Here is a 20,941-nt window from a genome sequence, read left to right on the forward strand (position 1 = left end):
TGTCCTCGGACGGTTTGAAGCGGGGAGGGGGTCTCAGTGGTCATCGGGCATTTCCGTCCCGTCATGGGTGACGCGCCCGTCTTCCAGAACGATGATCCGGTCGGCGAGATCGAAGATGCGGTTGTCGTGGGTGACGATGATGCAGGCGCGGTCCGGCGCGACGGCGACCTCGCGCAGGAGGTCCATCACGCGGCGGCCCGAGGAGGCGTCGAGCGCGGCGGTCGGCTCGTCGCACACCACGAGGCGCGGCTCGTGCACCAGCGCCCGGGCGATGGCGACGCGCTGCTGCTGCCCGCCCGAAAGCTGGCGCGGGAGCTTGTCGGCCTGGTTGCCGATGTTGAGCTTGTCGAGCAGCACCTTGGCCCGCTCGCGCGCTTCCTCGCGCGGCATTCCCTGCGCGATCAGCGGCACGGCCGCGTTTGAGGCGACGTCGATCGAGGGGATGAGGTTGTACTGCTGGAAGATGAAGCCGATGTTCTGGAGGCGGAACTTGACCAGTTCGGTGTCGGACAGCTTGTAGATGTCGGTGCCGAACACCTTCACCTCGCCCTCGGTCGGCCAGAGGATGCCGCACATGATCGAGATGAGGGTGGTCTTGCCCGACCCGCTCTCGCCCACGACATAGGTGAGCTCGCCCGAGCGGATGTCTGTGTCGATGCCGTGGAGGACGCGGATGGTGGTCTGCCCGGCCTCGAAATCGCGGGTGATGCCGCGCGCGCAGATCGCCGCTTCGGGGGCGCAGCCGCCGATGGTGCTCGTATCCATGGTTCTCGTCTCGCTCACCGGAACACCGCCGCCGGTTCGGTCTTCAGGACAGAGCGGATCGCGATGAAGCCGGTGATGGCGAGGATCACGACCACCGCGACAAGGCTGATCAGCGGGATCTGCCAGGGGATGTAGAAGCCCTTGAAGAAGGGGTTGGAGCCGAAGCCCTTGATGAAGGCGACCGTGCCGATCACCCCCAGGGCATAGCCGATCGAGCCGACCATCCCCGCCTGGGCCGCGACCATCTGCACGATCTTGCTGTTGGTCACCCCGATCGCCTTCAGCGCGCCGAACTGCTTGATGTTGTCGCGCAGGAACAGGCTGAAGGTCAGCCCCACGATCGCCACGCCGACCACGAAGCCGAGGAACACTGTGATGCCGAAATTGGTCGGGATGCCGGTGTTCTCGATGATGAAGTCGACCCCGGCGCGGGCGAATTCGGCGCGGGTTTCGGCCTTCAGCCCGGTCGCCTCCTCGATGCGCGCGGCGACGCCCTCGGGGGTCTCGCCCGGCGAGATGCCGACCAGCACGAAGGACAGCCGGTTGCGGGTGCCCGGGACGAAGTTCAGCGCGCTCGAATAACGAGTGTAGAGCACCACGGTGCTGGTGAAGCTCGGGATCGCGTCGGAAACGCCGCGGATCACCGCGCGCTGGTCGTTGAGTTCGAGCCGCTGGCCCATCGCGGCCTCGGCGCTGGGGAAGAGCCGGGTGGTGCCGACATCGTCGATCACCACGGTATCGGGGGCGAAGAACACCGACTTGTCGCCCACCGCCATGCGCTTGGGCAGGCCGATCAGCGTCGCATCGTCCACGCCGATCACCGCGACGCCTTCCAGATCGCCGTCCTTGGTGCGGACATTGGCGACAGCGCGCAGGTGCGGCACCGCCCATTCCACCCCCGGCACCGAACGCACCTTGTCGAGCGCGGTCGAGGGCATGGCGTAGCTGACGTCGGTGGTGCGGCTGACCGGGTCCATCACCCACACCTGCGCCTCGGGCGCGTTGTAGACCCCGCTCGCCCCGCGTTCGACGAGGTTCACGAAGATCGTCATCTGCTGGGTGATGAGCAGGGTCGAAAAAGCGATGCCGAACAACAGCCCGTAGAACTTCTGGGCATCCCCGGTGAGCATCCTGATGGCGATCCAGAGCACGTGGGCGGAACCTTTGCCAGCTGTTGGGGTTGCGCGAGGGAGAGACTCGCTGCATTATTGAACGGACGCGTTTAACTGAACGGGGCCGTTCATTTTGTCAATCCGGCATTCAGCCAGTCCTGAAAAAAAACCTGTCGGGCGGAAAGCCGGACGGCCGCTCGATGCCGCAAAGCGCGCGGCGATCGTCAATGCGGCCGCGCATCACTTCTTCCACCACGGCTTCGCCGCCACCGCCATCGAGCAGGTCGCGGCCGATGCCGGTGTCTCCAAGGTCACGATCTACAACCAGTTCGGCGACAAGCGCGCGCTCTTCGCCGCGGCGGTCGAATGCGAGTGCGAGAAGATGCGCGGGCATTTCTCGATCGGTGCGATGCCGCAGGGCACCATCGCCGAGCGCCTGACCGCGATCGGCGAGGCGATCTTCGCCTTCCTCTCGCGGCCCGAGATGATTCGCTTCGAACGCCGCATCGCCGCCGAGACCGAGGCCGAGCCGGCGCTCGGCATCGCCTTTCTCCAGGCGGGACCGTGGCGGATGAAGGAGGGCTTCGCCGCCTGGCTCGCCCATGCCGCCGCGGCGGGCGAGCTCGCCATCGCCGATCCGATGCTGGCAGCCGAGCAGTTCGTGGCGATGGTCAAGGGCATGGGTGATCTCGAGCGGCGCTTCGGCGCGATCCCGACCCCCGAGGAGCGCGACCGCCGCATCGACGGCGCCGTCGAGGTGTTCCTCCGCGCCTACGGCACCACCCCAGATCGATAATTCGCATCAGTCTGTTCGAAAAATGCGAGCCCGGTCGTGCGCGCGCATTATCTTGCCATTCACCGCCTGCATCCTACATTGCGAGGCTGACGAAAGGAATCCGCCGCCATGAGCCAGCCGAACGATCCCCAGCCGCAAGGCGAAGGCCCCAATCCCTGGGTCAAGCAGCTGATGATCTGGGGCGGGATCTTCCTTGCCCTGCTGCTGGTGGTGACGATGTTCAGCAACGCCGGCCAGACGGGCGGCACCGGCATCCGCTATTCCGACTTCCGCGCCGCGGTCGCCGAGGGCGAGGTGCAGGACGTGCAGATGGGCGAGGAGCTCATCACCGGCACGCTCAAGAACGGGGAGACATTCAGCACCGTCCCCGTGCCGAACGATGTCGAGATCACCAAGCTGATGGAAGAGAACGGCGTGCGCTTCACCGGCAAGCAGCGCGAGGGACAGAACGTGTTCCTGTTCATCCTCCTCAACTCGCTGCCGTTCATCCTGATCCTCGGGATCGCCTTCTTCGCCCTCAGGCAGATGCAGAAGGGCGGCGGCGGCGGCGCGATGGGCTTCGGCAAGTCCAAGGCCAAGATGCTGACCGAGCGTTCGGGCCGGGTGACGTTTGACGATGTCGCCGGCATCGACGAGGCGCGCGAGGAGCTTCAGGAGATCGTCGAGTTTCTGCGCGATCCGCAGCGCTTCTCCAAGCTCGGCGGCCAGATCCCCAAGGGCGCGCTGCTGGTCGGCTCGCCCGGCACCGGCAAGACCCTTCTCGCCCGCGCCATCGCGGGTGAGGCGGGCGTGCCCTTCTTCACCATCTCGGGTTCCGACTTCGTCGAGATGTTCGTGGGCGTCGGCGCGAGCCGCGTGCGCGACATGTTCGAACAGGCCAAGAAGAACGCGCCCTGCATCGTCTTCATCGACGAAATCGACGCGGTGGGCCGTTCGCGCGGTCACGGCCTCGGCAACTCGAACGACGAGCGCGAGCAGACGCTGAACCAGCTGCTGGTCGAGATGGACGGCTTCGAGGCGAACGAAGGCATCATCATCATCGCCGCGACCAACCGCCCCGACGTGCTCGACCCGGCGCTGCTGCGTCCGGGCCGCTTCGACCGTCAGGTGGTCGTCCCCGTGCCCGACATCGACGGGCGCGAGAAGATCCTCGGCGTGCACATGAAGAAGGTGCCGCTCGCCCCCGACGTGAACCCCCGCGTGATTGCGCGCGGCACGCCAGGCTTCTCGGGCGCGGACCTCGCCAACCTCGTTAACGAGGCCGCCCTGCTCGCCGCCCGCCGCAACAAGCGGCTCGTCGCGATGCAGGAGTTCGAGGACGCCAAGGACAAGGTCATGATGGGCGCCGAGCGCCGCTCGATGGTGATGACCGACGACGAGAAGAAGATGACCGCCTATCACGAGGCGGGCCATGCGATCGTCTCGGTCCACGAGGCCGCCTCCGACCCGATCCACAAGGCGACGATCATCCCGCGCGGCCGCGCGCTGGGCATGGTGATGCGCCTGCCGGAGCGCGACAGCTACTCATACCACCGCGACAAGATGCACGCGAACCTCTCGGTCGCGATGGGCGGGCGCGTGGCGGAGGAGATCATCTTCGGCCACGACAAGGTCAGCTCCGGCGCCTCGTCCGACATCCAGTATGCGACCAGCCTTGCGCGCAACATGGTGACCCAGTGGGGCATGTCGGACAAGCTCGGCCCGCTCCAGTACGAGGAGCAGTCCGAAGGCTATCTCGGCATGGGCGCGGCGCAGCGGACCTTCCGTTCGGGCTCGACCAACGAACTGATCGACAACGAGATCAAGGGCCTGGTCGAAGGCGCCCACAAGCGCGCGACCGATATTCTCAAGACCCACGAGGACCAGCTCCACCTGCTCGCCCAGGCGCTGCTCGAATACGAGACGCTGACCGGCGAGGAGATCAACACGCTGCTCGAGAACGGCCGGATCGACCGTCCCGACGCGCCGCGCGGGCCTTCGGTGACGGCGCCGGTGCGCGGCTCGGCGATCCCCAAGGCGGGCAAGCGTTTCGGCGGCAAGAGCGACGAGGCACCGCAGGGCGCCTGATCGGCCCGCCAGCCAATCACCAGAGGGGGCGTCCGGAACGATCCGGGCGCCCCTTTGCCTTGGCGCTCAGAACGCGCCCAGCACGCCGAGGATCAGCAGGAACAGCGCCAGCACGATCTGCGTGCAGAACAGCAGGACGAAGAACCGCCACAGCGCCGAGAAGCGCGACAGGCCATAGGCGTAGCGCAGCTGCTTGTAGAGGTGCAGCGGTGCGGCGAACATGAACAGCAGCGCGGCCCAGCTGCCGCCATCGGGGATCGTGCTGAGTATCGACATGACGATGAACAGCAGCGACATGAAGCTCAGCGAATAGGTCACGAAGATCGCGTGATCATAGGCCTTGAACTGCCGTCGCCACGCGAACATCAGCCACAGGAAGGGGACTGACAGCGGGATCAGCAGCCAGCTGAACTTGTAGCCGTTGGTCTGGAGCTTGTAGAGCATCAGCCCCGGGTTCTTCTTCCACTTCTCGAGCAGCACCTTGTCGAGCCAGGCGCTGCCGGTGTTGACGGTCATCCGGCCGCCCGTCGGGGTCTGGGCCATGCCTTTGTCGAGCACGAGGTTGAGGCCTTTCAGCTCGTCGTCGATCTCGGCGCGGCGCGGGTTGCCGGCGGGGAGCGAGGTGCGCTCCTTCTCGAGCGTGGCGATCTGTTCGCGCAGCTCCTCGCGGAAGGGATCGCCCTCGTCCGAGGTCAAGGCTTCGACCGGCAGATCGGTCGGTGCGGAGATGCCGACCATCTGGAACACCGCGAACATCGCGAAGACCGTGAACAGGAACATCGCCATCGGGCTGACGAACTTCGCGCGCTCGCCCGCGATGTAGCGGCGGGTCAGTTCGCCCGGCTTGAAGGCGAGCAGCGGCAGGGTCTCCCACAGCTTGCCGTCGAGGTGCAGGACCCCGTGCATGATGTCGTGCCCGATCGCGGCGAGGCTGCGGTGGAGATGCGCCTTCTGCCCACATTCGGGGCAGAAATGGCCGGAGAACACCGTCTTGCAGTTGGCGCAGGTCACGGGCCCTGCCGGGTGCGCCGCCGCCTCGCCCGCGCCCGGTTCCACCGCGCGGGACATCAGCCCGCCCTCGATCACCGTGCCGATACCCTCGCCAAGTCCGTTCATCGCGCGCACCCCTTCGGCCCCGATGCGCCGGATATAAGCGCAAATTCTGCCGGCGCGAAAGCTACTTGCTGGCGAGCTTGCGCTCGATCGCGGTCCACAGCTGGGCGATGGCGCGGGCGGCGGGCGAGCGCGGGGCGAAGGCGCCGACCGGGCGGCGCTCGACCGCGCATTGCTCGACCGCGCTCGCCAGCGGGATCGCGGGCCACCTGGGGTTCGCCTCGCGCGCGGCCTTGTGGAGCGAGCGGCGCAGGTCGAGCATCGAGAGCACGGGGAGGATCGGCGGGTGCCCCTTGCCCTGCCCCCGCACCTCCTCGACCACCACCTCGAAGGCGCGAGCGGAGAGCGGGGAGGGCGGCAGGGGGACGATCACGAGGTCCGCGGCGCGAATGATCTGGGCGGAGAGTTCGTTCAGCACCGGCGGGCAATCGAAGATGATCCGGTCATAGGTCTTCGCCAGCCCCTCGGTCAGTCTGGCGAGGCGCTTCTTCTTGCCCAGCCGGTCGAGCTGGCGGTCGAGCGCGCGGATGCTCTCGTCCGCCGGGAGCAGGTCGAGACCGGTGTAGTCGGTGTGCCGGATCAGCCGGGCAGGGTCGCTCCCGTCGGCGAAGATGCTGTCGGCGCTGCGTTTTTTCCTCGGATCCACCCCGAGCAGAAAGCCCGATCCGTTCGAGGCGTCGAGGTCCCACAGCAGGGTCTTGCGGCGCGAGACGCTCGCCGCGACCCAGGCGAGATTGACCGCGAGGGTGGTCTTCCCGACCCCGCCCTTGACGCTGTAGACCGCGATCGAAGCCATGCGCCCCCGCCCACCCGGAAATGTTACCGTTTGATTACAGCAACAAGGGATAGCGAGCGGACCGCCGATGGCAAGGCTCGCGCAGGATGGTCACGAAACGGTCAAAAGGTGACGACGGCAGGCCGACGACCCGCCAACGACCATGCGACGCCCTGCCGATGCAGGGGCGCCGCATCGCGGCATTGATCAGCCGTCGTAGTCGCCGCCCAGCGACGAGGTCCGCGCGGGCGCCGAGGCGGTGATGCGCAGCGCTTCGGCCGACTGGCTCAGCGAGCCGATCTCGTCGGCCTCGTCCTCGTCGTCGGGCAGGATCTTCTGGAGGCCCGTCACCAGCGATTCGTGCAGGGCGGCAGGCGTGATGGTCTGCTCGGCGATCTCGCGCAGCGCCACGACCGGGTTCTTGTCGCGATCGCGATCGATGGTCAGCTCGCTCCCGCCCGAAATCTCGCGCGCGCGCTGGGCGGCGAGCAGCACGAGGTCGAAGCGGTTGGGAACCTTGTCGACGCAATCTTCAACGGTAACGCGTGCCATGGGCGGGCCTTGTGCAAGAATCGCAAAAATACGGGAAGCGCGCCAGCTAGGGTGCGGGGGGCGCGAAGTCAAGGAAAAGGGGGGCGGCGGACGCCGCTCCGCTCCGCCGGGTGGTTAGCCCGCGATGTCGGGGAATGGAGGCAACCGGTCCGCACCCACCGCGGCCTCGTTGAGCTTCGCCTTGGCGACCCGCACGGCCGCCTCGGCCGCGGCGATCTTGAGCGCATCGCCTTCGCCGATGGCAGCATCCAGTGTGGCCATCGCGCTGTCGAGACCGGCCTGCGCCGTCACATAGGCGGTATCGGTTGCAGCCCAGGCCGGAGCGGGCGTGAGCTGGTTCTTCACCGCCGTGCCGACGGCCTCGGCCTGCGCACCCAGGGCGTTGGCGATCGCCTTACCAAACTTGTTCTCGTCGCGGATGACGATGAAGGCGACCCGTGCATTGGTCTTGCCCTTTTCGAACAGATCAGGGTCACCATCCGGCGGTGTCTGGCTGCGGGCATAATCGGCCTTGTCGGCCGCTTCGCGTGCCTTTCCGAAAGCTTTGTCACGCGCTTCCACCGCCAGACGGTTCACGGCGGTGTTCTTGTCCGCGAGTTCCGCCCGGGCCAGAGCCAGTTGCGCCTCGGCCCCGGCCAATTCCTCCTTGGCGGTGATCGCCTTGGCATGAGCGAGATTATATCCGGCGGCGGCGGTCTTGTCGGCATCGCGCACTGGCCGCGAGGCGTGGGAGATCAGATTGGCGAAGCGCAGCGCCTCGTGGGTGAGGTAGTCGCCCGGACGCATCGGGGGCAGTTGCATGCGCGCGAAGGCATAGACGCTGCCCAGCGCATCGCCGGTCGTCGAATAGCCCGCTGTTGCCAGCGACACCTGCAGTTCGGCGCGCTGCGCCTTCGACGCCGGGGCACCGGGCATAGCCTTCCGGTACCAAACGGCAATCGGCTCGATGCGCAGATCGTCCTCGGACGGCAGGATCGCGATCTCGGCATAGGCGAGCGGCACGTGTTTGAGGCCGAATTCCTTTTCCAGCATTTTAGTGAAAGCGGAGGAATCGGCACCTGGGAAGACCTCCTTGACGCCCTTTGCCTGTCCGATGTTCTCGAAAGGTATCGCGTTCTTCGCCGGCTTGCCGTCGATCTCGTCCGGCACAGCGATGATCGCGCATTTCGGCTGATCGCGATAGGCGTAGGGCGCGGTCTTGTTTTCCGCATCGATCACGATCCTGCCATGGTCGAAGCGATCGATGCCCGTGGCCTTGAAGGTCATTTCGCTCGATGCGCGGTCGATTGCGCCGGCAAGGCCGGACACGGCGGACTGGGCAAGAGAGCCTGCGATGGAGGCAAGGATCGCAGCCACGAAGGCGGCTTCCTTGTCCCCTGCCGGACGAGCCTCGGCCGCGAACTTCTTCTGGGCAAGGACGCATTGGTCTCTCACCACAAGTCGCGCCTGGATATCGCTGTTGGCAGCCTGTGCCGGCAGCGGGATCGAGGATGCGGCAAGAAGTGCGGTCATCAGCACTCCCCGCTTGTACAGCTTCTTCATTGGCTTTCTTCCGATCTGACGAGAGCTTGCGGGACGGCGAAGGTTGCGCGCGGCAGGTGGGGGGTTTCGCACCGCTCGTTCCTGCCGCCACTCAGCAGGCCGACCAGAACCGGTTCTCCGCCCGCCGAGGGGATCGAGAAAATCGGCGAACCGGAAAATCCTTGCAGCGTTTGGCAGGCCAGTTGCAGGCAGTCATTCGCCGGCACGACGACCCGGCATTTTCCATCCCTCGGCGTGCGGATCACTGCCGCGACATCGGTGAGCGGCGCAAGCCGGTGGACCGACACCAGCGACATCCCCACCGGATAGGCCGCATCGCCGGGCTTCGGTACGCCCACGCTGTAATCCCGCACACCCGCAAAGGGAGCGTCGAGGAGCGCGAACACCGCCCAGTCTCCCGGTACCCCAGGCGCGGTATTCTGGTCGATGCGCCTGATCCCGCGCACGGCGTTGGTATTGGCCTGCCGAACCCTGAGATTGTCATAGGGACCAATCCCGATGCAGTGGCGAGCGGTGATGAAGTGCCCGTCCGACGTAAGGAGCCCGGAGCAGTGCGGGGTGGTGCCGATGAACAGAATTCCGACAGAAGACAAAAGCCTGTCCGTGCTTGCCGGGCCAGCCTGTGTCCGGCCTATTTCGGACTGTGCGACTTCGGAGAGGCACTCTGTCTCCCACGTCGCCGCCTCTTGCGTGGTGTGCCAGGTGCGGCGCTGAACCTCCGTTATCACGTACAGCGCATTCGCGGCCGTCACGCATCCCGCGTCTTCCGGGCGGGGCCGCAGACCGGGTGCGATTTGCCGAAGCGTTTCAGCAAGCGTGCAATTGCTTCGCGCGTCAGGTTTGCAGTTCTTCTGGAAGTCGGCTGCCAGATCGAGCACGTCATCCGACAATTTTTCGCCGTCGATCAGCTGGAAGAGCTCCTCCCTGCGAAAGAGTCGGAGCGCCTCCTCACGCGCAATCGTGAAAATCTGCCTCGCCTGCACCTCTATCGGTTCGCTTGCCGAGGGATCGAGCAGGGACTTCGGCATCTCCAAGCGTTGCACAGTGCCGTCGGCCTTGGGGAGTTCGACGATCACCAGCTCCGAAGGGTCGGCCGTTACCCCGCCCTGTTTCCGAACCACTTGCAGATCACCCTTCGCCGCCGGCTGAGCAGAGGCCGCGCCGCCGACGAATATGAGCGCGGCAGCGAGTGTTGTTAGTCGCAGCATAACCTTCCCCCCCGAGACGGTGCCGCGCGAGCGTAACAGGCAGGAAAGTCATTGGCAATAGGTCGAAAAATCAGGATCGGCGCGGGACAGGATCACTCCCGACGCCTCAGCCCTCCTCCGCCCCCACCACCCTGACCTGCCCCGGGTCGGTCACGCGCAGCCACAGCTGGTAGCGGCCGGTGCCGTTGCGCTGGCCGGTGTCCCAGTCGACATTCTCGACGAAGCGCAGGCCGACCTCGCCGTCGACGATCAGGGTCTTGCCCATGAAGCGCCGGGTCATCGGCCCGGTCGCGGGGGCGGCGGGTTTGCTTTGCGGGGCGGTGCCGGGCGGGTTCATCAGGCCATCGAGCGCCTCGGGGGTGATGGCGAGGACGAGCACGCCGTAGTCGCCGAAAAGACGCTCCGAACCGAGGTAGAAGAGCGTCTCGTCCCTGGGCAGGAAGCGGTTGCGCGGGCCGGTGCCGCTGCGCACTTCGAAAATGAAACGCCCGCGCACGGTCTCCCCGGGACCCGCCACGTAGGCCGCCGCCGCCGCCTCGGCGGGAGTGAGGCAGAAGGTCTCGCGGCATTCCGCCAGCCCCTCGCGCGCGCGCAGCAGGGGCCGCTCGATCACCGCAAGTTCCCTGAGGCGGCGCTGCATCAGCGGGCGCTGTCCGATGTCGATATGGGGCAGGACGGCCTCGGGAATGACGGGCGCGGCCGGTGCTGCGGGCGGGGGCGGCGTTGCGGCGGAGAGACAGAGCCACGCGAGCGCGGCGGGGAAGGGCCTGGGCACGGGGCGGATCCTTTGGGGCGAGATCGCGTAAGCATTTGCAACCTATGATCTTTGCCCCGCTCCGGCAAGTGTCGGCGGCGCTGCCTTGCCCGCTCTTGCTCCGCACCCGTCCGCCCGCTAAACCTGTGCCCACGGGGTCCAGCAACCTCCCGTCCAGGCCGAGAAAAGCCCAAGCGTTGCCTCGTCATCCCCCTCGCCTTGCGGCTATCCGCGGGGCAGGGCCAATTTCGAGGTAGGCATGGCCGAACTGGACCTATCGACTGCTGCACCGGGTGCGGATGTGACCGCTCCCGCCCCTTCGTTTTCCGAACTTGTCTCCGCCTTCACCCGCATCGGGTTCCTCAGCTTCGGCGGGCCTGCCGGGCAGATCGCGCTGATGCACCGCGAGCTCGTCGAGGAGCGCCGCTGGATCGGCGAGGAGGACTTCCTCCACGCGCTCAATTTCTGCCACCTGCTGCCCGGCCCCGAGGCGCAGCAGCTGGCGACGTGGATCGGCTGGCGGCTGCATGGCTGGCGCGGAGGGCTGGCGGCGGGGCTGCTGTTCGTGATCCCGGGAGCGATGGTGATCCTTGCCCTCTCGGTGCTCTACGCGCTGGCGGCGAACCTAGGCTGGGTGGCGGCGCTGTTCCTGGGTGTGAAGGCGGCGGTGCTGGCGATCGTGGTGCAGGCGCTGCTCCGGATCGCGGGGCGGGCGCTCGACACGGGGCTGAAGCGCGCGCTGGCGGCGGGGGCTTTCGCGGGGCTGTTCCTGCTCGATCTGCCCTTCCCGGCAATCGTGCTGGGGGCGCTGGCGATCGGCATGGTGGCAGGGGCGGGGCGGCCGGACTGGCTGGCGCTGAAGCCCGGCGGCCCTGCGCCGACCACGCTCCCCGCCCGCCCGTGGCGCGGCACCCTGCTCGCGGTGCTGGTCTGGGGTGCGATCTGGGCCGCGCCGATGGTGCTGATCGCGCTCACGCTCGGACAGGGGCACGTGCTGTGGCAGATCGGTGCCTTCTTCTCGCAGCTCGCCATCGTCACCTTCGGGGGCGCCTATGCCGTGCTCGCCTACATGGCGCAGGAGGCGGTGCAGGGCTTCGGCTGGCTGCGGCCGGGCGAGATGGCCGACGGGCTGGGTCTCGCCGAGACGACGCCCGGACCGCTGATCCTCGTCACGCAGTTCGTCGGCACCCTCGCCGCCTTCCGCGCGCCCGAACCCTTCACGCCGCTGGTGGCGGGGCTGATCGGGGCGGGGCTCACGACCTGGGTGACCTTCGCGCCGTGCTTCCTGTGGATCTTCGCCTTCGCCCCGTGGATCGACCGGCTGGGGCAGGCGGTGTGGCTGAAGGGCGGGCTGGCGGCGGTGACGGCGGCGGTCGTCGGCGTGATCGCCAACCTCACCGCGTGGTTCGCGCTCCACGTGCTGTTTGCCCGCGTCGGGGAGGCGGAGATCGGGCCGCTCAGGGTGAGTTGGCCCGACCCTGCCAGCCTCGACTGGCGCGCGGCACTGCTGGCGCTGCTCGCCGGGGTGCTCGCCTTCGGGCCGAAGTGGTCGGTGCTGCGGCTGCTGGCGATCTGCGCTGCGGGAGGGTTGGCGCTGAGCCTCTCCCTGTAGGTGCCCGCGCCCCCCGCAGCCGAGCCTCCGTTCGCCGCGAGACCCTGTCGCTTCGCCCCGCGATGCGGCAGGCTGTTCTCCATGGCCACAGCCCCCGCCGAATCGCCTCCCGCCGCTTCGCCAGAGGACGGACCGGACTACTGCGACCTCGACCCGTTCCGCTACGAAGGCGCGGGCCATGCCTTCACCTTCTACCCCCACGGGCAGGACCGCCTGCGCGCGCTTGTCGAGCTGATCGAGAGCGCGCAGGAAAGCCTCAGGATCTTCTACTACCTGTTCGACAGCGACGTGTCGGGCACGAAGGTGCGCGACGCGCTGGTCGCGGCGGCGCGGCGCGGGGTGGAGGTCGATCTCGTGGTCGACGCCTTCGGCAATGATGCGGGCGCGGATTTCTTCGCCCCGCTGACCGAGGCGGGCGGGCGCTTCGCGGTGTTCTCGCCCAAGTGGGGCACGCGCTACCTGGTGCGCAACCACCAGAAGTTCACCATCGCCGACGAGGCGCGGGTGATGACCGGCGGGGCCAATGTCTCCGACCACTACTTCGCCATCCCCGCCGAGAACGGCTGGTGCGACCTGTCGGTGCTGATCGAGGGGCCGGTGGTCGAACAGTTCACCCGCTGGTTCGGCCTGCTGAGAAGCTGGGTCGAGAACGAGGCGCTCGGGCGCACGCGCCAGCTCAGGCGGCTGCGCGACATCGTCAGGCAATGGGACGGCGGGGACGGGCCGGTGCGGCTGCTGGTCGGCGGTCCGCTGGTGCGGCGCGGACACTGGGCATGGTGCCTGAGGCAGGACCTCGTCGGCGCGCGGCGGCTCGACACGGTCTCGGCCTATTTCTCCCCGCCGCGCAGCTTCCGCCGCCTCTTCACCCGGATCGCCCGGCGCGGCAGCGCGCGGATGATCATGCCCGGCAAGTCCGACATTTCCGCCGCGATCGACATGGCGCGGCTGCAATACGGCAAGCTGCTGCGCGCGGGCGTGAGGGTGTTCGAGTTCGGGATCTGCAAGCTCCACATGAAGCTGCTGGTGGTGGACGATGCGAGCTATGTCGGCAGCGCCAATCTCGACAAGCGTTCCTTCCGCATCAATGTCGAGCTGATGGTGCGGATCGAGGACGCGGGGCTGGCGGCCGAGATGCGCAGGCTGATCGACCACCTCGAGGAGTCGAGCGAGGCGATCACCCCGGCCTGGTACGTGCGGCACTCGACCTTCCTCAACCGGATGCGCTGGCGGCTGGCCTATTGGCTGAACCTTGCCGATTACCGCATCAGCCGGACGGGGACGCTGTAGAGCGTTCGTCCCTTTCAGGTCCTGCCGGCCCGAAAGCCGCCACCTCTATTCGTAGCCGTAGTCCGAATAGTCCTTGAAGTTGGGCGAGGTGAACTTGGTGATGTCGCTCTGGAAGTGGAGCGGCACGTTGCCGGTCGAGCCGTGGCGCTGCTTCGCCACGATCAGCGTCGCGCGGCCCACCAGCCCTTCGAACTTTTCCTCCCACTGGCGATACTTCTCCTGCACGTCCGGTGGCGAGGAGGCGTCGGGCGTGTCGGGCTTGACCAGCAGGTGGTAATAGTCGCCGCGGAAGATGAACCACACCATGTCCGCGTCCTGCTCGATCGAGCCGGATTCGCGCAAGTCGGAGAGCTGCGGGCGCTTGTCCTCGCGGCTTTCGACCGCACGGCTGAGCTGCGAGAGCGCGATTACCGGGACCTGCAATTCCTTCGCCAGCGTCTTGAGGCCGCGGCTGATCTCGGAGATTTCGTTCACGCGGTTGTCGTTCGCCCGGCCCGAACCCTGGAGCAGCTGGAGGTAGTCGACGATGATCAGGCCGATGTCATGCCGCCGCTTCATCCGCCGCGCGCGGGTGCGCAGCGCGGCGATGGTGAGCGCGGGCGTATCGTCGATGTAGAGCGGCAGTTCGGCAAGGCGCTGGCTGGCGTAGGAGAGCTTCTGGAAGTCCTCGCGGGTGAGCTTGCCGCTACGCAGCGCCTCGGAGGAGATCTCGGCCTGCTCGGCAAGGATGCGGGTCGCCAGCTGGTCGCTGCTCATTTCGAGGCTGAAGAAGGCGACCGGTGCGCCATAGTTGAACTCGCCGCCCTCGCGCTGCCAGGTGAGGTGCGCCTCGGCGCAGTTGAAGGCGATGTTGGTGGCAAGCGAGGTCTTGCCCATGCCCGGGCGCCCGGCGAGGATCACGAGGTCGGAATTGTGAAGGCCGCTGGTCTTCTGGTCGATCGTGGCAAGGCCGGTGGTCTTGCCCGACAGGCCGCCGCCCGAATTCATCGCGGCTTCCGCCATCTTGATCGCGGTCATCGCGGCTTCGCGGAAGGTCGCAGCCTCGCGGCCGGTGCTCGCGCCCTCGGCGACCTTGAAGAGGTCCGCCTCGGCCTGCGCGATGCGCTCCATCGGCGAGGTGTCCTCCGAGGTGTCGAGCGCGCCTTCGACGAGGCCGCGCCCGACGCTCACCAGCTCGCGCAGCAGGGCAAGGTCGTAGATCTGCTGGGCGAGTTCGCGCGGCACCAGCAGGCCTGCGCCGCTGGCGGTGAGCTGCGCGAGGTAGCTCGTGCCGCCCAGTTCCTTCAGCGCCTCGTCCGCCTCGAAGAAGGGGCGCAGCGTGACCGGCGAGGCGGTGGCGTTGCGCTCGATCAGCGCCAGCACGCGCTCGTAGATTCGCGCGTGGAGCGGCTCGAAGAAGTGTTCGGGCCGGATCGGCACCTGCAACTCCTCGAGCACGCGGTTGTCGATCAGCACCGCCCCGAGAAACGCGGCCTCGGCGTCGAGATTGGCGGGGAGCTTCTTCACCGGCAGGTCGCCGCCCTCGGCGGTCGGCTTGATGGGGGTGACTTTTTCGGGTTCGGCCATGTGGCGCCTGATGCGCGCCGCAGCCGCGCGGGGCAAGGCTCAAGGCCGGCGATATTTATTTCGCACGCTGTGGATAGTGGGGAGAGCGTGCTGAAGTGCTTGAAGTCGCCCCCTTCGATCTGCGAAGGCAGGTCGTCATGGCCGACACGCCGCCCGATTCCCTGCCTCCCTCCCTCGCGCCCGGCGGTGCGGGGGCGCAGCGCATTGCCCAGGTCACGCTCGACGAGGCGACGATCCTGTGGCGCAACGCCGATGTCGAGCAGGAACGCCGCGTCGCGATCTACGACCTGATCGAGGAAAACACCTTCAAGCCCGTCCGCAGCGCCGAGCGCGGGGCGCCGGGGCCCTATCACCTGCACCTGTCGGTCACCGACGGGCGGCTGGCGATGGATATCAAGGACACCGGCGAGACGCTGCTGGAAACGCTGCTGATCGGCATGGCCCGCTTCCGCCGCCCAATCCGCGAATATTTCGCGATCTGCGATTCGTATTATCAGGCGATCCGCAAGGCGACCCCGGCCGAGATCGAGACGATCGACATGGCGCGCCGGGGCATCCACAACAACGCCGCCGAACTGCTGCTCGAGCGGCTGGAAGGCAAGGTGGAGACCGATTTCGCCACCGCAAGGCGGCTGTTCACGCTGATCTGCGTGCTGCACATCAAGGGCTGAGGGGCAGACAAGGGGCATGGCAAAAGGGGGCAGGTCGCGCGCCCGGGGCGCGCCGCGCCGCTGGTTGTGGCGGCTTGCCGCGTTGGCGGTGCTGTTCGCGCTCGCCTTCGCCGCGTGGCTGTGGTGGGACATGCGCAGCTGGCGCCCGGACGAGGCGCTCTATCCCGAACAGGGTGCGCTTGTGCCCGCGGGCGGGGCACCGGTGCGCTTCGAGACGCTGAAGGCGCTCGGCGCGCGCTTCGTCTATCTTCCACTTGGCGCTGCGGCGGGCGAAGGCGAGCGGGCGGGCGGCTTCACCGATGCCTTGCGGCGCGCGCGCTCGGCCGGGTTGAAGGCCGGCGTGCTGCTCGGCTTCGACCCCTGCCTCTCCGCCGATGCGCAGAGCGACGCCTTCGCCCAGAGCGTGCCGCGCGATGCCGACCTGCTGCCCCCCGCGATCGGGCTTGAGCGGCTGGCCGACGGCTGCGCCTCGAAAGTCAGCGATGCGGCGGTGGAGAGCGAGCTCATCACCCTCATCAACCAGATCGAGATGCACGCCGGCAGGCCCGTGATCCTCAAGCTCTCCCCCGCCTTCCAGGAACGCCACCGCACCGCGAGCACGCTGGCGCGCGACCTGTGGCTGGCCCGCGACCGCGCGCGGCCGGACTATGCGGGGCGGCCGTGGCTGCTATGGAGCGCCAACAGCGCGCGCGTGACCGAGGCGAGCGAGGTGCCGGTCGAATGGGTGGTGGTGCAGAAGTAGCGGGCGAGCCTCACTCTCCGTTCGCCCTGAGCTTGTCGAAGGGCCGTTTTTCCTCTTTTCTGAGGCTTCCAAAAAAGTGCGGTGCTTCGACAAGCTCAGCACGAACGGAGTTTTCGATGCTGGACCACGAAGCCGAAACCGCTCTGATCGCTGCCGCCTTCGCTGCGGCCGAAGAGGCCTATGCGCCCTATTCGGACTACCCCGTCGGCGCGGCGCTGCTGTTCGCGGACGGGGCGGTGATCACCGGCTGCAACATCGAGAACGCGAGCTATGGCCTTTCGCTCTGCGCCGAGACGGTCGCGGTCGCCAAGGCGCTCGGCGAAGGTCGGCGCGGCGGGCTGGCGGCAGTGGCCGTCGTCGGCCTCAAGGCCGATGCCGAGCCGATCACCCCCTGCGGGCGCTGCCGGCAGGTGCTGAACGAGGTCGCCGCGCTCGGGGCGACCGATCCGCTGGTGCTGTGCGTCAGCAAGGACGACGTGCGGCGCGTGACGCTCTCCGCGCTGCTGCCGCACGCCTTCGGGCCGGGGCATCTGGCCTAGGCAAAGGGGCCTAGGCGTCGCGGCCCTCGAGCCATTCCACCAGCGCAGCAAGGCACTCGCGGCCCAGCAGCTTGCAGCGTTCCGGCGACCAGCCCTGTTCGGGCTCGGGGAAGTCGGCAAGGTCCTTGTAGGGCATCTCCAGCGTCATTGCGACCGCGCCGAAGCGTTCGGCGAGCTGGTTGGTGCTCATGGAGAGATTGGCCTTGCCCGGCGCGGCCTTGGGGTAGCCGAGCTTCGTCTGGAAATCGGGCGTGCGGCGGTCGAGGATGCGCTGGTAGCGGTAGAAGCCCTCGCCCTGTTCCTCCTTCCACGAGGGGATGCCCTCGAACCCGGCGAGGAACACGGCGGGGATCGCCTCGTCGGCATGGACGTCCATCGCGAAGTCGACGCCGGTCTGGTCCATGCGGTTACGGATCGCGAGCACTTCCGGCGAGCGTTCGGGGGTCGGGTCCGCCCATTCGCGGTTGAGGTTCGTGCCAACCGCATTGGTTCGTAGATGCCCGCGCCGCGAACCATCGGGGTTGCAATTGGGCACGATGTGCAGGCGGCACTTCTTGCGCAGCGCCCGCGCCACCGGGTCGGCGGGGTCGGTGAGGCACTCGAGCGCGCCCTCCATCCACCATTCCGCCTGGGTCTCGCCCGGATGCTGGCGGGCGTAGAGCCACACCTGCACGTCGCCTTCGCCCATTTCGAGGCAATCAACCGGCTGCCCGTCGAGCGTGGTGCCGAGACGGACGTAGTCAACGCCCTCCGACGAGGCCGCCTCGGCGATCAGGTCGTGGTGACGCTCCATCGAATAGGGCGCGAAATAGGCGACCCAGAACACGCCGCCCGCAGGCAGGTAGCGCACGGTCAGCGTGCCGCCGTCCTCGTTCTGGTCATAGGCCGATGCCGCGCGCGTCCAGTAGGCGCGGTCCTCCGACACACAGGCGTCGTAATCGGGCCAGCCGCCGGGATAGGCGCTGGCATTGAGGCCGGTGAGCTTGAGCACCACCTCCTCGCCCGCCGGCGCAGAAACGCGGAAGTGGAACCACTGGAAGAAGTCCGAGGCATTGTCGCGGCGGATGGCGAGGCGGGCGGTGGCGCCCTCGATCCCCAGCACGTCGATATTGCCGCTGTCGAACCCGGCGTCGATGAAAAGAGAGGTCATTTGGTTCCTTGAAGCTTTTTCGCGTCGATCGTCACGGTCTCGCCATTGCCACCCGGGAAGCCCCGGAACAACCCGGCGGCGAGCGTGCGGGCACTGGTTTCGACCTTGGAGTAGGGCGACTTCACGCCCGTCTCCATCTGTGCGCGGCCTTCCCACAGGGTGGTGCCGGAGGCGGCGGCGATCCGCACCTCGAGCGTGGTGGTGGCCGCCGGCCCCTCGCGCCCGCCGCCGAGATTGATCCCGACCCCCATGCCGAGACCCGAGCCGAAGCTCCCCGCGGTACCGCCGACACCGACATTGACCGGGCCGCCCCGGTCGACCGGGGCGGCGGCGATGGGCTGGCGGCTGGTGCGGATCGCCGCGACCTGCGCCGCCGGCGCGCCTTCGGCGACGACGGTGTAGCCGAGCCGCGCGAGCTCGGCGCCGATGGCGGCGGCAAAGGCGCTGCGGGCGGCCTCGTTGTTCACTTCTTCGGGGAAAGTCAGCGCGATCGTCCCCTGGCCGAGCCCGGCGGTCGAGGGGGCGACGAAGCGGGTCACCTCGACAGGCCCGGTATAGGGCGTGGTGGCGCAGCCCGGCAGCGCCAGCGCGGCGGCGGCGACGGCAAGCGGGGCGAAATGGCGGTAAGGCAACATGGCGCAGGTTCCTTTCGTGGCGCTGCGACTATAGGACGCGCCTTGCCACGTGCACAGGCTGCTATGTGTGTGAGCGAGGTTGAGAAATTCTAAGCGGATTGCGTGATAGGGGCGGGGCCATGATGTCTGACAGCAAACCATCCGTGCTCGTCACCGGCGGGGCGGGCTATATCGGCAGCCACGCGGTGCTGGCGCTGGTCGACGCGGGCTGGCCAGTGGCGGTGATCGACAACCTCTCGACCGGCTTCCGTTTCGCCATCCCCGAGGGCGTGCCGCTCTACGAGGGGGACATAGCCGACGCCGACCTGCTGGCGCGGATCTTCGCCGAGCAGGGGACGGGCGCGATCATGCATTTCGCCGGCTCGATCGTGGTGCCAGAAAGCGTCGCCGATCCGCTCAAGTACTACCACAACAACACCGCCAAGAGCCGCGCTTTGATCGCGGCGGCGGTGGCGGCGGGTGTACCCCACTTCATCTTCTCCTCGACCGCGGCGACCTACGGCATCCCCGATGTCGCCGCCGTGTCCGAGGATACGCCGCAGCGGCCGATCAACCCCTACGGCTGGTCCAAGCTGATGACCGAGCAGATGCTCGCCGATGTCGCGGCGGCGCACCCGCTCAACTTCGGCGTGCTGCGCTATTTCAACGTCGCGGGCGCGGACCCGCAGGCGCGCAGCGGCCAGTCGACCGCGGGCGCGACCCACCTCATCAAGGTCGCGATCGAGGCGGCGCTGGGCAAGCGCGAATCGGTGAGCGTGTTCGGCACCGACTACGCGACGCCAGACGGGACGGGGGTGCGCGACTACATCCACGTCAGCGATCTCGCCGCCGCGCACGTGCTGACGCTGGAGGCGCTGATCGCCGAGCCGGCGCGCTCGCTGACGATGAACTGTGGCTATGGCCGGGGCTTCTCGGTCAACGAGGTGCTCGACGCGGTCGACCGGGTGACGAATCGCAAGCTCGACCGCCGGATCGAGGGGCGGCGCGCGGGCGATCCCGATTCGCTGATTTCCGATCCCGCGCGGCTCAAGGCGACCCTGGGATGGGAGCCCCGACACGCCGATCTCGACACGATCATCGCCCACGCCCTCGCCTGGGAGCGCAAATTGTCCGATTTGCGGGGCTGATCGGGGCAGACTCGCATTGACGCGTGCCCGCGGCGCGGCTAACGGCACGCTTCGATTTCCGCGCGTCGGACCGTTTCCGGCGCGCTTCTCTTTTGGAACAAGCGCCATGAAGATCGTCAACAGCCTCAAGTCGCTGAAGGGCCGTCACCGCGACAACCGCGTGATCCGTCGTCGCGGCCGCACCTACGTGATCAACAAGACCGATCGCCGCTTCAAGGCCCGTCAGGGCTGATTTGGCGCAGGCGCCCGGCATGGGCGGCTGAAGGATACGGCGGCCCGCCTCCTCACCGGAGTGCGGGCCGCAGGCGTTTGGGGGGCGGGCGTGGTGAGAAAAGCGGTTGTCTTCGACATTGGCCGGGTGCTGTTCCACTGGCAGCTTGGCGCGCTGTTCGAAAAGCTGATCGTCGACCGCCAGGAGCTCGATTGGTTCCTTGCCAATGTCGTCACCGAGGAATGGCATTTCGAGCATGACGCCGGCCGCCCGCTCGCCGAGATGGTGCCCGAGCGGATCGCGCTCTACCCGCAATACGAACATCACATCCGCGCCTATGCGACCCGCTTCAACGAGACCGTGCCCGGCCCGGTCGAGGGCTCGCACGAGCTGGTCGCGCGGCTGGCGGCGGCGGGCGTGCCGCTCTACTGCCTGACGAATTTCGGCGACGAGTTCTGGGAGATGTTCCGCCCGACCCAGCCGGTGTTCGATCACTTCGCGGACATCATCGTCTCGGGGGTCGAGAAGGTCGCCAAACCCGATGCGCGAATCTACGAGATCGTCGAGGCGCGCAGCGGGCGGACGGGCGCCGCGCTGTTCTTCACCGACGACAACCCCGCCAATGTCGCCGCCGCCCGGGCGCGGGGGTGGGACGCGCACCTGTTCACCGATGCGGCGACCCTAGAGGCGCAGCTGGTCGCGGCAGGCCTGCTCTAG

21 protein-coding genes are annotated in these 20,941 nt (G+C 67.7%); 10 read left to right on the forward strand and 11 right to left on the reverse strand.

The features are described from left to right. Positions 1–33: 33 nt before the first annotated feature. On the reverse strand, positions 34–765 hold the full coding sequence (locus ACMX37_RS02115) for an ABC transporter ATP-binding protein (protein ID WP_483147320.1): 732 nt from the start codon (positions 763–765) through the stop codon (positions 34–36). Positions 766–779: 14 nt separating this feature from the next. Continuing rightward, a complete protein-coding gene (locus ACMX37_RS02120; protein WP_483147321.1) occupies positions 780–1,916 on the reverse strand; it encodes an ABC transporter permease in 1,137 nt (378 codons plus the stop codon). Positions 1,917–2,010: 94 nt separating this feature from the next. On the opposite strand from ACMX37_RS02120, the gene ACMX37_RS02125 reads away from it, so the two are divergent. Together ACMX37_RS02125 and ftsH are read left to right on the forward strand one after the other, a co-directional pair. Next, a complete protein-coding gene (locus ACMX37_RS02125) occupies positions 2,011–2,673 on the forward strand; it encodes a TetR/AcrR family transcriptional regulator (RefSeq protein WP_483147322.1) in 663 nt (220 codons plus the stop codon). Between the two features lie 108 nt (positions 2,674–2,781). Continuing rightward, positions 2,782–4,740, forward strand: coding sequence for an ATP-dependent zinc metalloprotease FtsH (gene ftsH / locus ACMX37_RS02130; RefSeq protein ID WP_483147323.1), 1,959 nt, complete (start codon positions 2,782–2,784; stop codon positions 4,738–4,740). Positions 4,741–4,806: 66 nt separating this feature from the next. Here ftsH and ACMX37_RS02135 read toward each other — a convergent pair whose 3' ends face one another. The 6 genes from ACMX37_RS02135 to ACMX37_RS02160 form a co-directional block, all read right to left on the reverse strand. Further along, positions 4,807–5,856: a DUF3667 domain-containing protein gene (locus ACMX37_RS02135; RefSeq protein ID WP_483147324.1), complete on the reverse strand. Its 1,050-nt coding sequence runs from the start codon at positions 5,854–5,856 to the stop codon at positions 4,807–4,809. 61 nt (positions 5,857–5,917) lie between these two features. Next, positions 5,918–6,649 carry a ParA family protein gene (locus ACMX37_RS02140; protein WP_483147325.1) on the reverse strand — a complete coding sequence of 244 codons (732 nt, stop codon included), beginning with the start codon at positions 6,647–6,649 and terminating at the stop codon, positions 5,918–5,920. Positions 6,650–6,835: 186 nt separating this feature from the next. Next, a complete protein-coding gene (gene rpoZ / locus ACMX37_RS02145; RefSeq protein ID WP_073976062.1) occupies positions 6,836–7,180 on the reverse strand; it encodes a DNA-directed RNA polymerase subunit omega in 345 nt (114 codons plus the stop codon). Between the two features lie 114 nt (positions 7,181–7,294). Further along, complete coding sequence (locus ACMX37_RS02150; protein WP_483147326.1) at positions 7,295–8,722, reverse strand: hypothetical protein; 1,428 nt, start codon at positions 8,720–8,722, stop codon at positions 7,295–7,297. Next, the gene (locus ACMX37_RS02155) at positions 8,719–9,930 is read right to left on the reverse strand and encodes a trypsin-like serine peptidase (RefSeq protein ID WP_483147327.1); all 1,212 of its coding nucleotides are present in this window, start codon (positions 9,928–9,930) and stop codon (positions 8,719–8,721) included. Before ACMX37_RS02155 ends, ACMX37_RS02150 begins: the two co-directional genes overlap by 4 nt. Positions 9,931–10,036: 106 nt before the next feature. After that, on the reverse strand, positions 10,037–10,705 hold the full coding sequence (locus ACMX37_RS02160; protein WP_483147328.1) for a hypothetical protein: 669 nt from the start codon (positions 10,703–10,705) through the stop codon (positions 10,037–10,039). Positions 10,706–10,943: 238 nt separating this feature from the next. Here ACMX37_RS02160 and chrA point away from each other — a divergent pair, with 238 nt between their 5' ends. Further along, complete coding sequence (gene chrA, locus ACMX37_RS02165) at positions 10,944–12,296, forward strand: chromate efflux transporter (RefSeq protein ID WP_483147329.1); 1,353 nt, start codon at positions 10,944–10,946, stop codon at positions 12,294–12,296. 81 nt (positions 12,297–12,377) lie between these two features. Continuing rightward, on the forward strand, positions 12,378–13,583 hold the full coding sequence (locus ACMX37_RS02170) for a phospholipase D-like domain-containing protein (RefSeq protein WP_483147330.1): 1,206 nt from the start codon (positions 12,378–12,380) through the stop codon (positions 13,581–13,583). Positions 13,584–13,628: 45 nt separating this feature from the next. Here the strand turns inward: ACMX37_RS02170 and ACMX37_RS02175 are convergent, their stop codons facing one another. Beyond that, positions 13,629–15,149, reverse strand: a complete 1,521-nt coding sequence (locus ACMX37_RS02175; RefSeq protein WP_483147331.1) for a replicative DNA helicase — start codon at positions 15,147–15,149, stop codon at positions 13,629–13,631. A gap of 137 nt (positions 15,150–15,286) precedes the next feature. Here ACMX37_RS02175 and ACMX37_RS02180 point away from each other — a divergent pair, with 137 nt between their 5' ends. The 3 genes from ACMX37_RS02180 to ACMX37_RS02190 all read left to right on the forward strand — a co-directional run bounded on the left by ACMX37_RS02180 (position 15,287) and on the right by ACMX37_RS02190 (position 17,101). Then, positions 15,287–15,820 (forward strand): UPF0262 family protein, encoded by a 534-nt coding sequence (locus ACMX37_RS02180; protein WP_483147332.1) that lies wholly within the window; start codon positions 15,287–15,289, stop codon positions 15,818–15,820. A gap of 16 nt (positions 15,821–15,836) precedes the next feature. Further along, entirely contained in the window at positions 15,837–16,562 is a 726-nt protein-coding gene (locus tag ACMX37_RS02185) for a glycoside hydrolase family 25 protein (protein ID WP_483147333.1), read from the forward strand. A 116-nt stretch (positions 16,563–16,678) separates the two neighbouring features. Next, entirely contained in the window at positions 16,679–17,101 is a 423-nt protein-coding gene (locus tag ACMX37_RS02190) for a cytidine deaminase (protein WP_483147334.1), read from the forward strand. Positions 17,102–17,111: 10 nt separating this feature from the next. Here ACMX37_RS02190 and ACMX37_RS02195 read toward each other — a convergent pair whose 3' ends face one another. Both ACMX37_RS02195 and ACMX37_RS02200 read right to left on the reverse strand, forming a co-directional pair. Next, complete coding sequence (locus ACMX37_RS02195) at positions 17,112–18,251, reverse strand: M14 family metallopeptidase (RefSeq protein ID WP_483147335.1); 1,140 nt, start codon at positions 18,249–18,251, stop codon at positions 17,112–17,114. Beyond that, the gene (locus tag ACMX37_RS02200; RefSeq protein ID WP_483147336.1) at positions 18,248–18,886 is read right to left on the reverse strand and encodes a hypothetical protein; all 639 of its coding nucleotides are present in this window, start codon (positions 18,884–18,886) and stop codon (positions 18,248–18,250) included. The genes ACMX37_RS02195 and ACMX37_RS02200 overlap by 4 nt, the downstream gene beginning before the upstream one ends. A gap of 119 nt (positions 18,887–19,005) precedes the next feature. Here ACMX37_RS02200 and galE point away from each other — a divergent pair, with 119 nt between their 5' ends. The 3 genes from galE to ACMX37_RS02215 all read left to right on the forward strand — a co-directional run bounded on the left by galE (position 19,006) and on the right by ACMX37_RS02215 (position 20,941). Further along, entirely contained in the window at positions 19,006–20,013 is a 1,008-nt protein-coding gene (galE, locus tag ACMX37_RS02205) for a UDP-glucose 4-epimerase GalE (RefSeq protein WP_483147337.1), read from the forward strand. A gap of 106 nt (positions 20,014–20,119) precedes the next feature. After that, positions 20,120–20,245 carry a type B 50S ribosomal protein L36 gene (gene ykgO, locus ACMX37_RS02210; RefSeq protein ID WP_017666014.1) on the forward strand — a complete coding sequence of 42 codons (126 nt, stop codon included), beginning with the start codon at positions 20,120–20,122 and terminating at the stop codon, positions 20,243–20,245. A gap of 93 nt (positions 20,246–20,338) precedes the next feature. Further along, entirely contained in the window at positions 20,339–20,941 is a 603-nt protein-coding gene (locus ACMX37_RS02215; RefSeq protein ID WP_483147338.1) for an HAD-IA family hydrolase, read from the forward strand.

This window comes from Porphyrobacter sp. THAI-01a (assembly GCF_056868655.1).

Bases quoted from the DNA above. Each gene is read 5' to 3' on its own strand.
- ACMX37_RS02115 (WP_483147320.1), bottom strand. From the start codon at position 765: ATGGATACGAGCACCATCGGCGGCTGCGCCCCCGAAGCGGCGATCTGC.
- ftsH (WP_483147323.1), top strand. From the start codon at position 2,782: ATGAGCCAGCCGAACGATCCCCAGCCGCAAGGCGAAGGCCCCAATCCC.
- ACMX37_RS02135 (WP_483147324.1), bottom strand. From the start codon at position 5,856: ATGAACGGACTTGGCGAGGGTATCGGCACGGTGATCGAGGGCGGGCTG.
- ACMX37_RS02140 (WP_483147325.1), bottom strand. From the start codon at position 6,649: ATGGCTTCGATCGCGGTCTACAGCGTCAAGGGCGGGGTCGGGAAGACC.
- rpoZ (WP_073976062.1), bottom strand. From the start codon at position 7,180: ATGGCACGCGTTACCGTTGAAGATTGCGTCGACAAGGTTCCCAACCGC.
- ACMX37_RS02150 (WP_483147326.1), bottom strand. From the start codon at position 8,722: ATGAAGAAGCTGTACAAGCGGGGAGTGCTGATGACCGCACTTCTTGCC.
- ACMX37_RS02155 (WP_483147327.1), bottom strand. From the start codon at position 9,930: ATGCTGCGACTAACAACACTCGCTGCCGCGCTCATATTCGTCGGCGGC.
- chrA (WP_483147329.1), top strand. From the start codon at position 10,944: ATGGCCGAACTGGACCTATCGACTGCTGCACCGGGTGCGGATGTGACC.
- ACMX37_RS02170 (WP_483147330.1), top strand. From the start codon at position 12,378: ATGGCCACAGCCCCCGCCGAATCGCCTCCCGCCGCTTCGCCAGAGGAC.
- ACMX37_RS02175 (WP_483147331.1), bottom strand. From the start codon at position 15,149: ATGGCCGAACCCGAAAAAGTCACCCCCATCAAGCCGACCGCCGAGGGC.
- ACMX37_RS02180 (WP_483147332.1), top strand. From the start codon at position 15,287: ATGGCCGACACGCCGCCCGATTCCCTGCCTCCCTCCCTCGCGCCCGGC.
- ACMX37_RS02185 (WP_483147333.1), top strand. From the start codon at position 15,837: ATGGCAAAAGGGGGCAGGTCGCGCGCCCGGGGCGCGCCGCGCCGCTGG.
- ACMX37_RS02190 (WP_483147334.1), top strand. From the start codon at position 16,679: ATGCTGGACCACGAAGCCGAAACCGCTCTGATCGCTGCCGCCTTCGCT.
- ACMX37_RS02195 (WP_483147335.1), bottom strand. From the start codon at position 18,251: ATGACCTCTCTTTTCATCGACGCCGGGTTCGACAGCGGCAATATCGAC.
- ACMX37_RS02200 (WP_483147336.1), bottom strand. From the start codon at position 18,886: ATGTTGCCTTACCGCCATTTCGCCCCGCTTGCCGTCGCCGCCGCCGCG.
- galE (WP_483147337.1), top strand. From the start codon at position 19,006: ATGATGTCTGACAGCAAACCATCCGTGCTCGTCACCGGCGGGGCGGGC.
- ykgO (WP_017666014.1), top strand. From the start codon at position 20,120: ATGAAGATCGTCAACAGCCTCAAGTCGCTGAAGGGCCGTCACCGCGAC.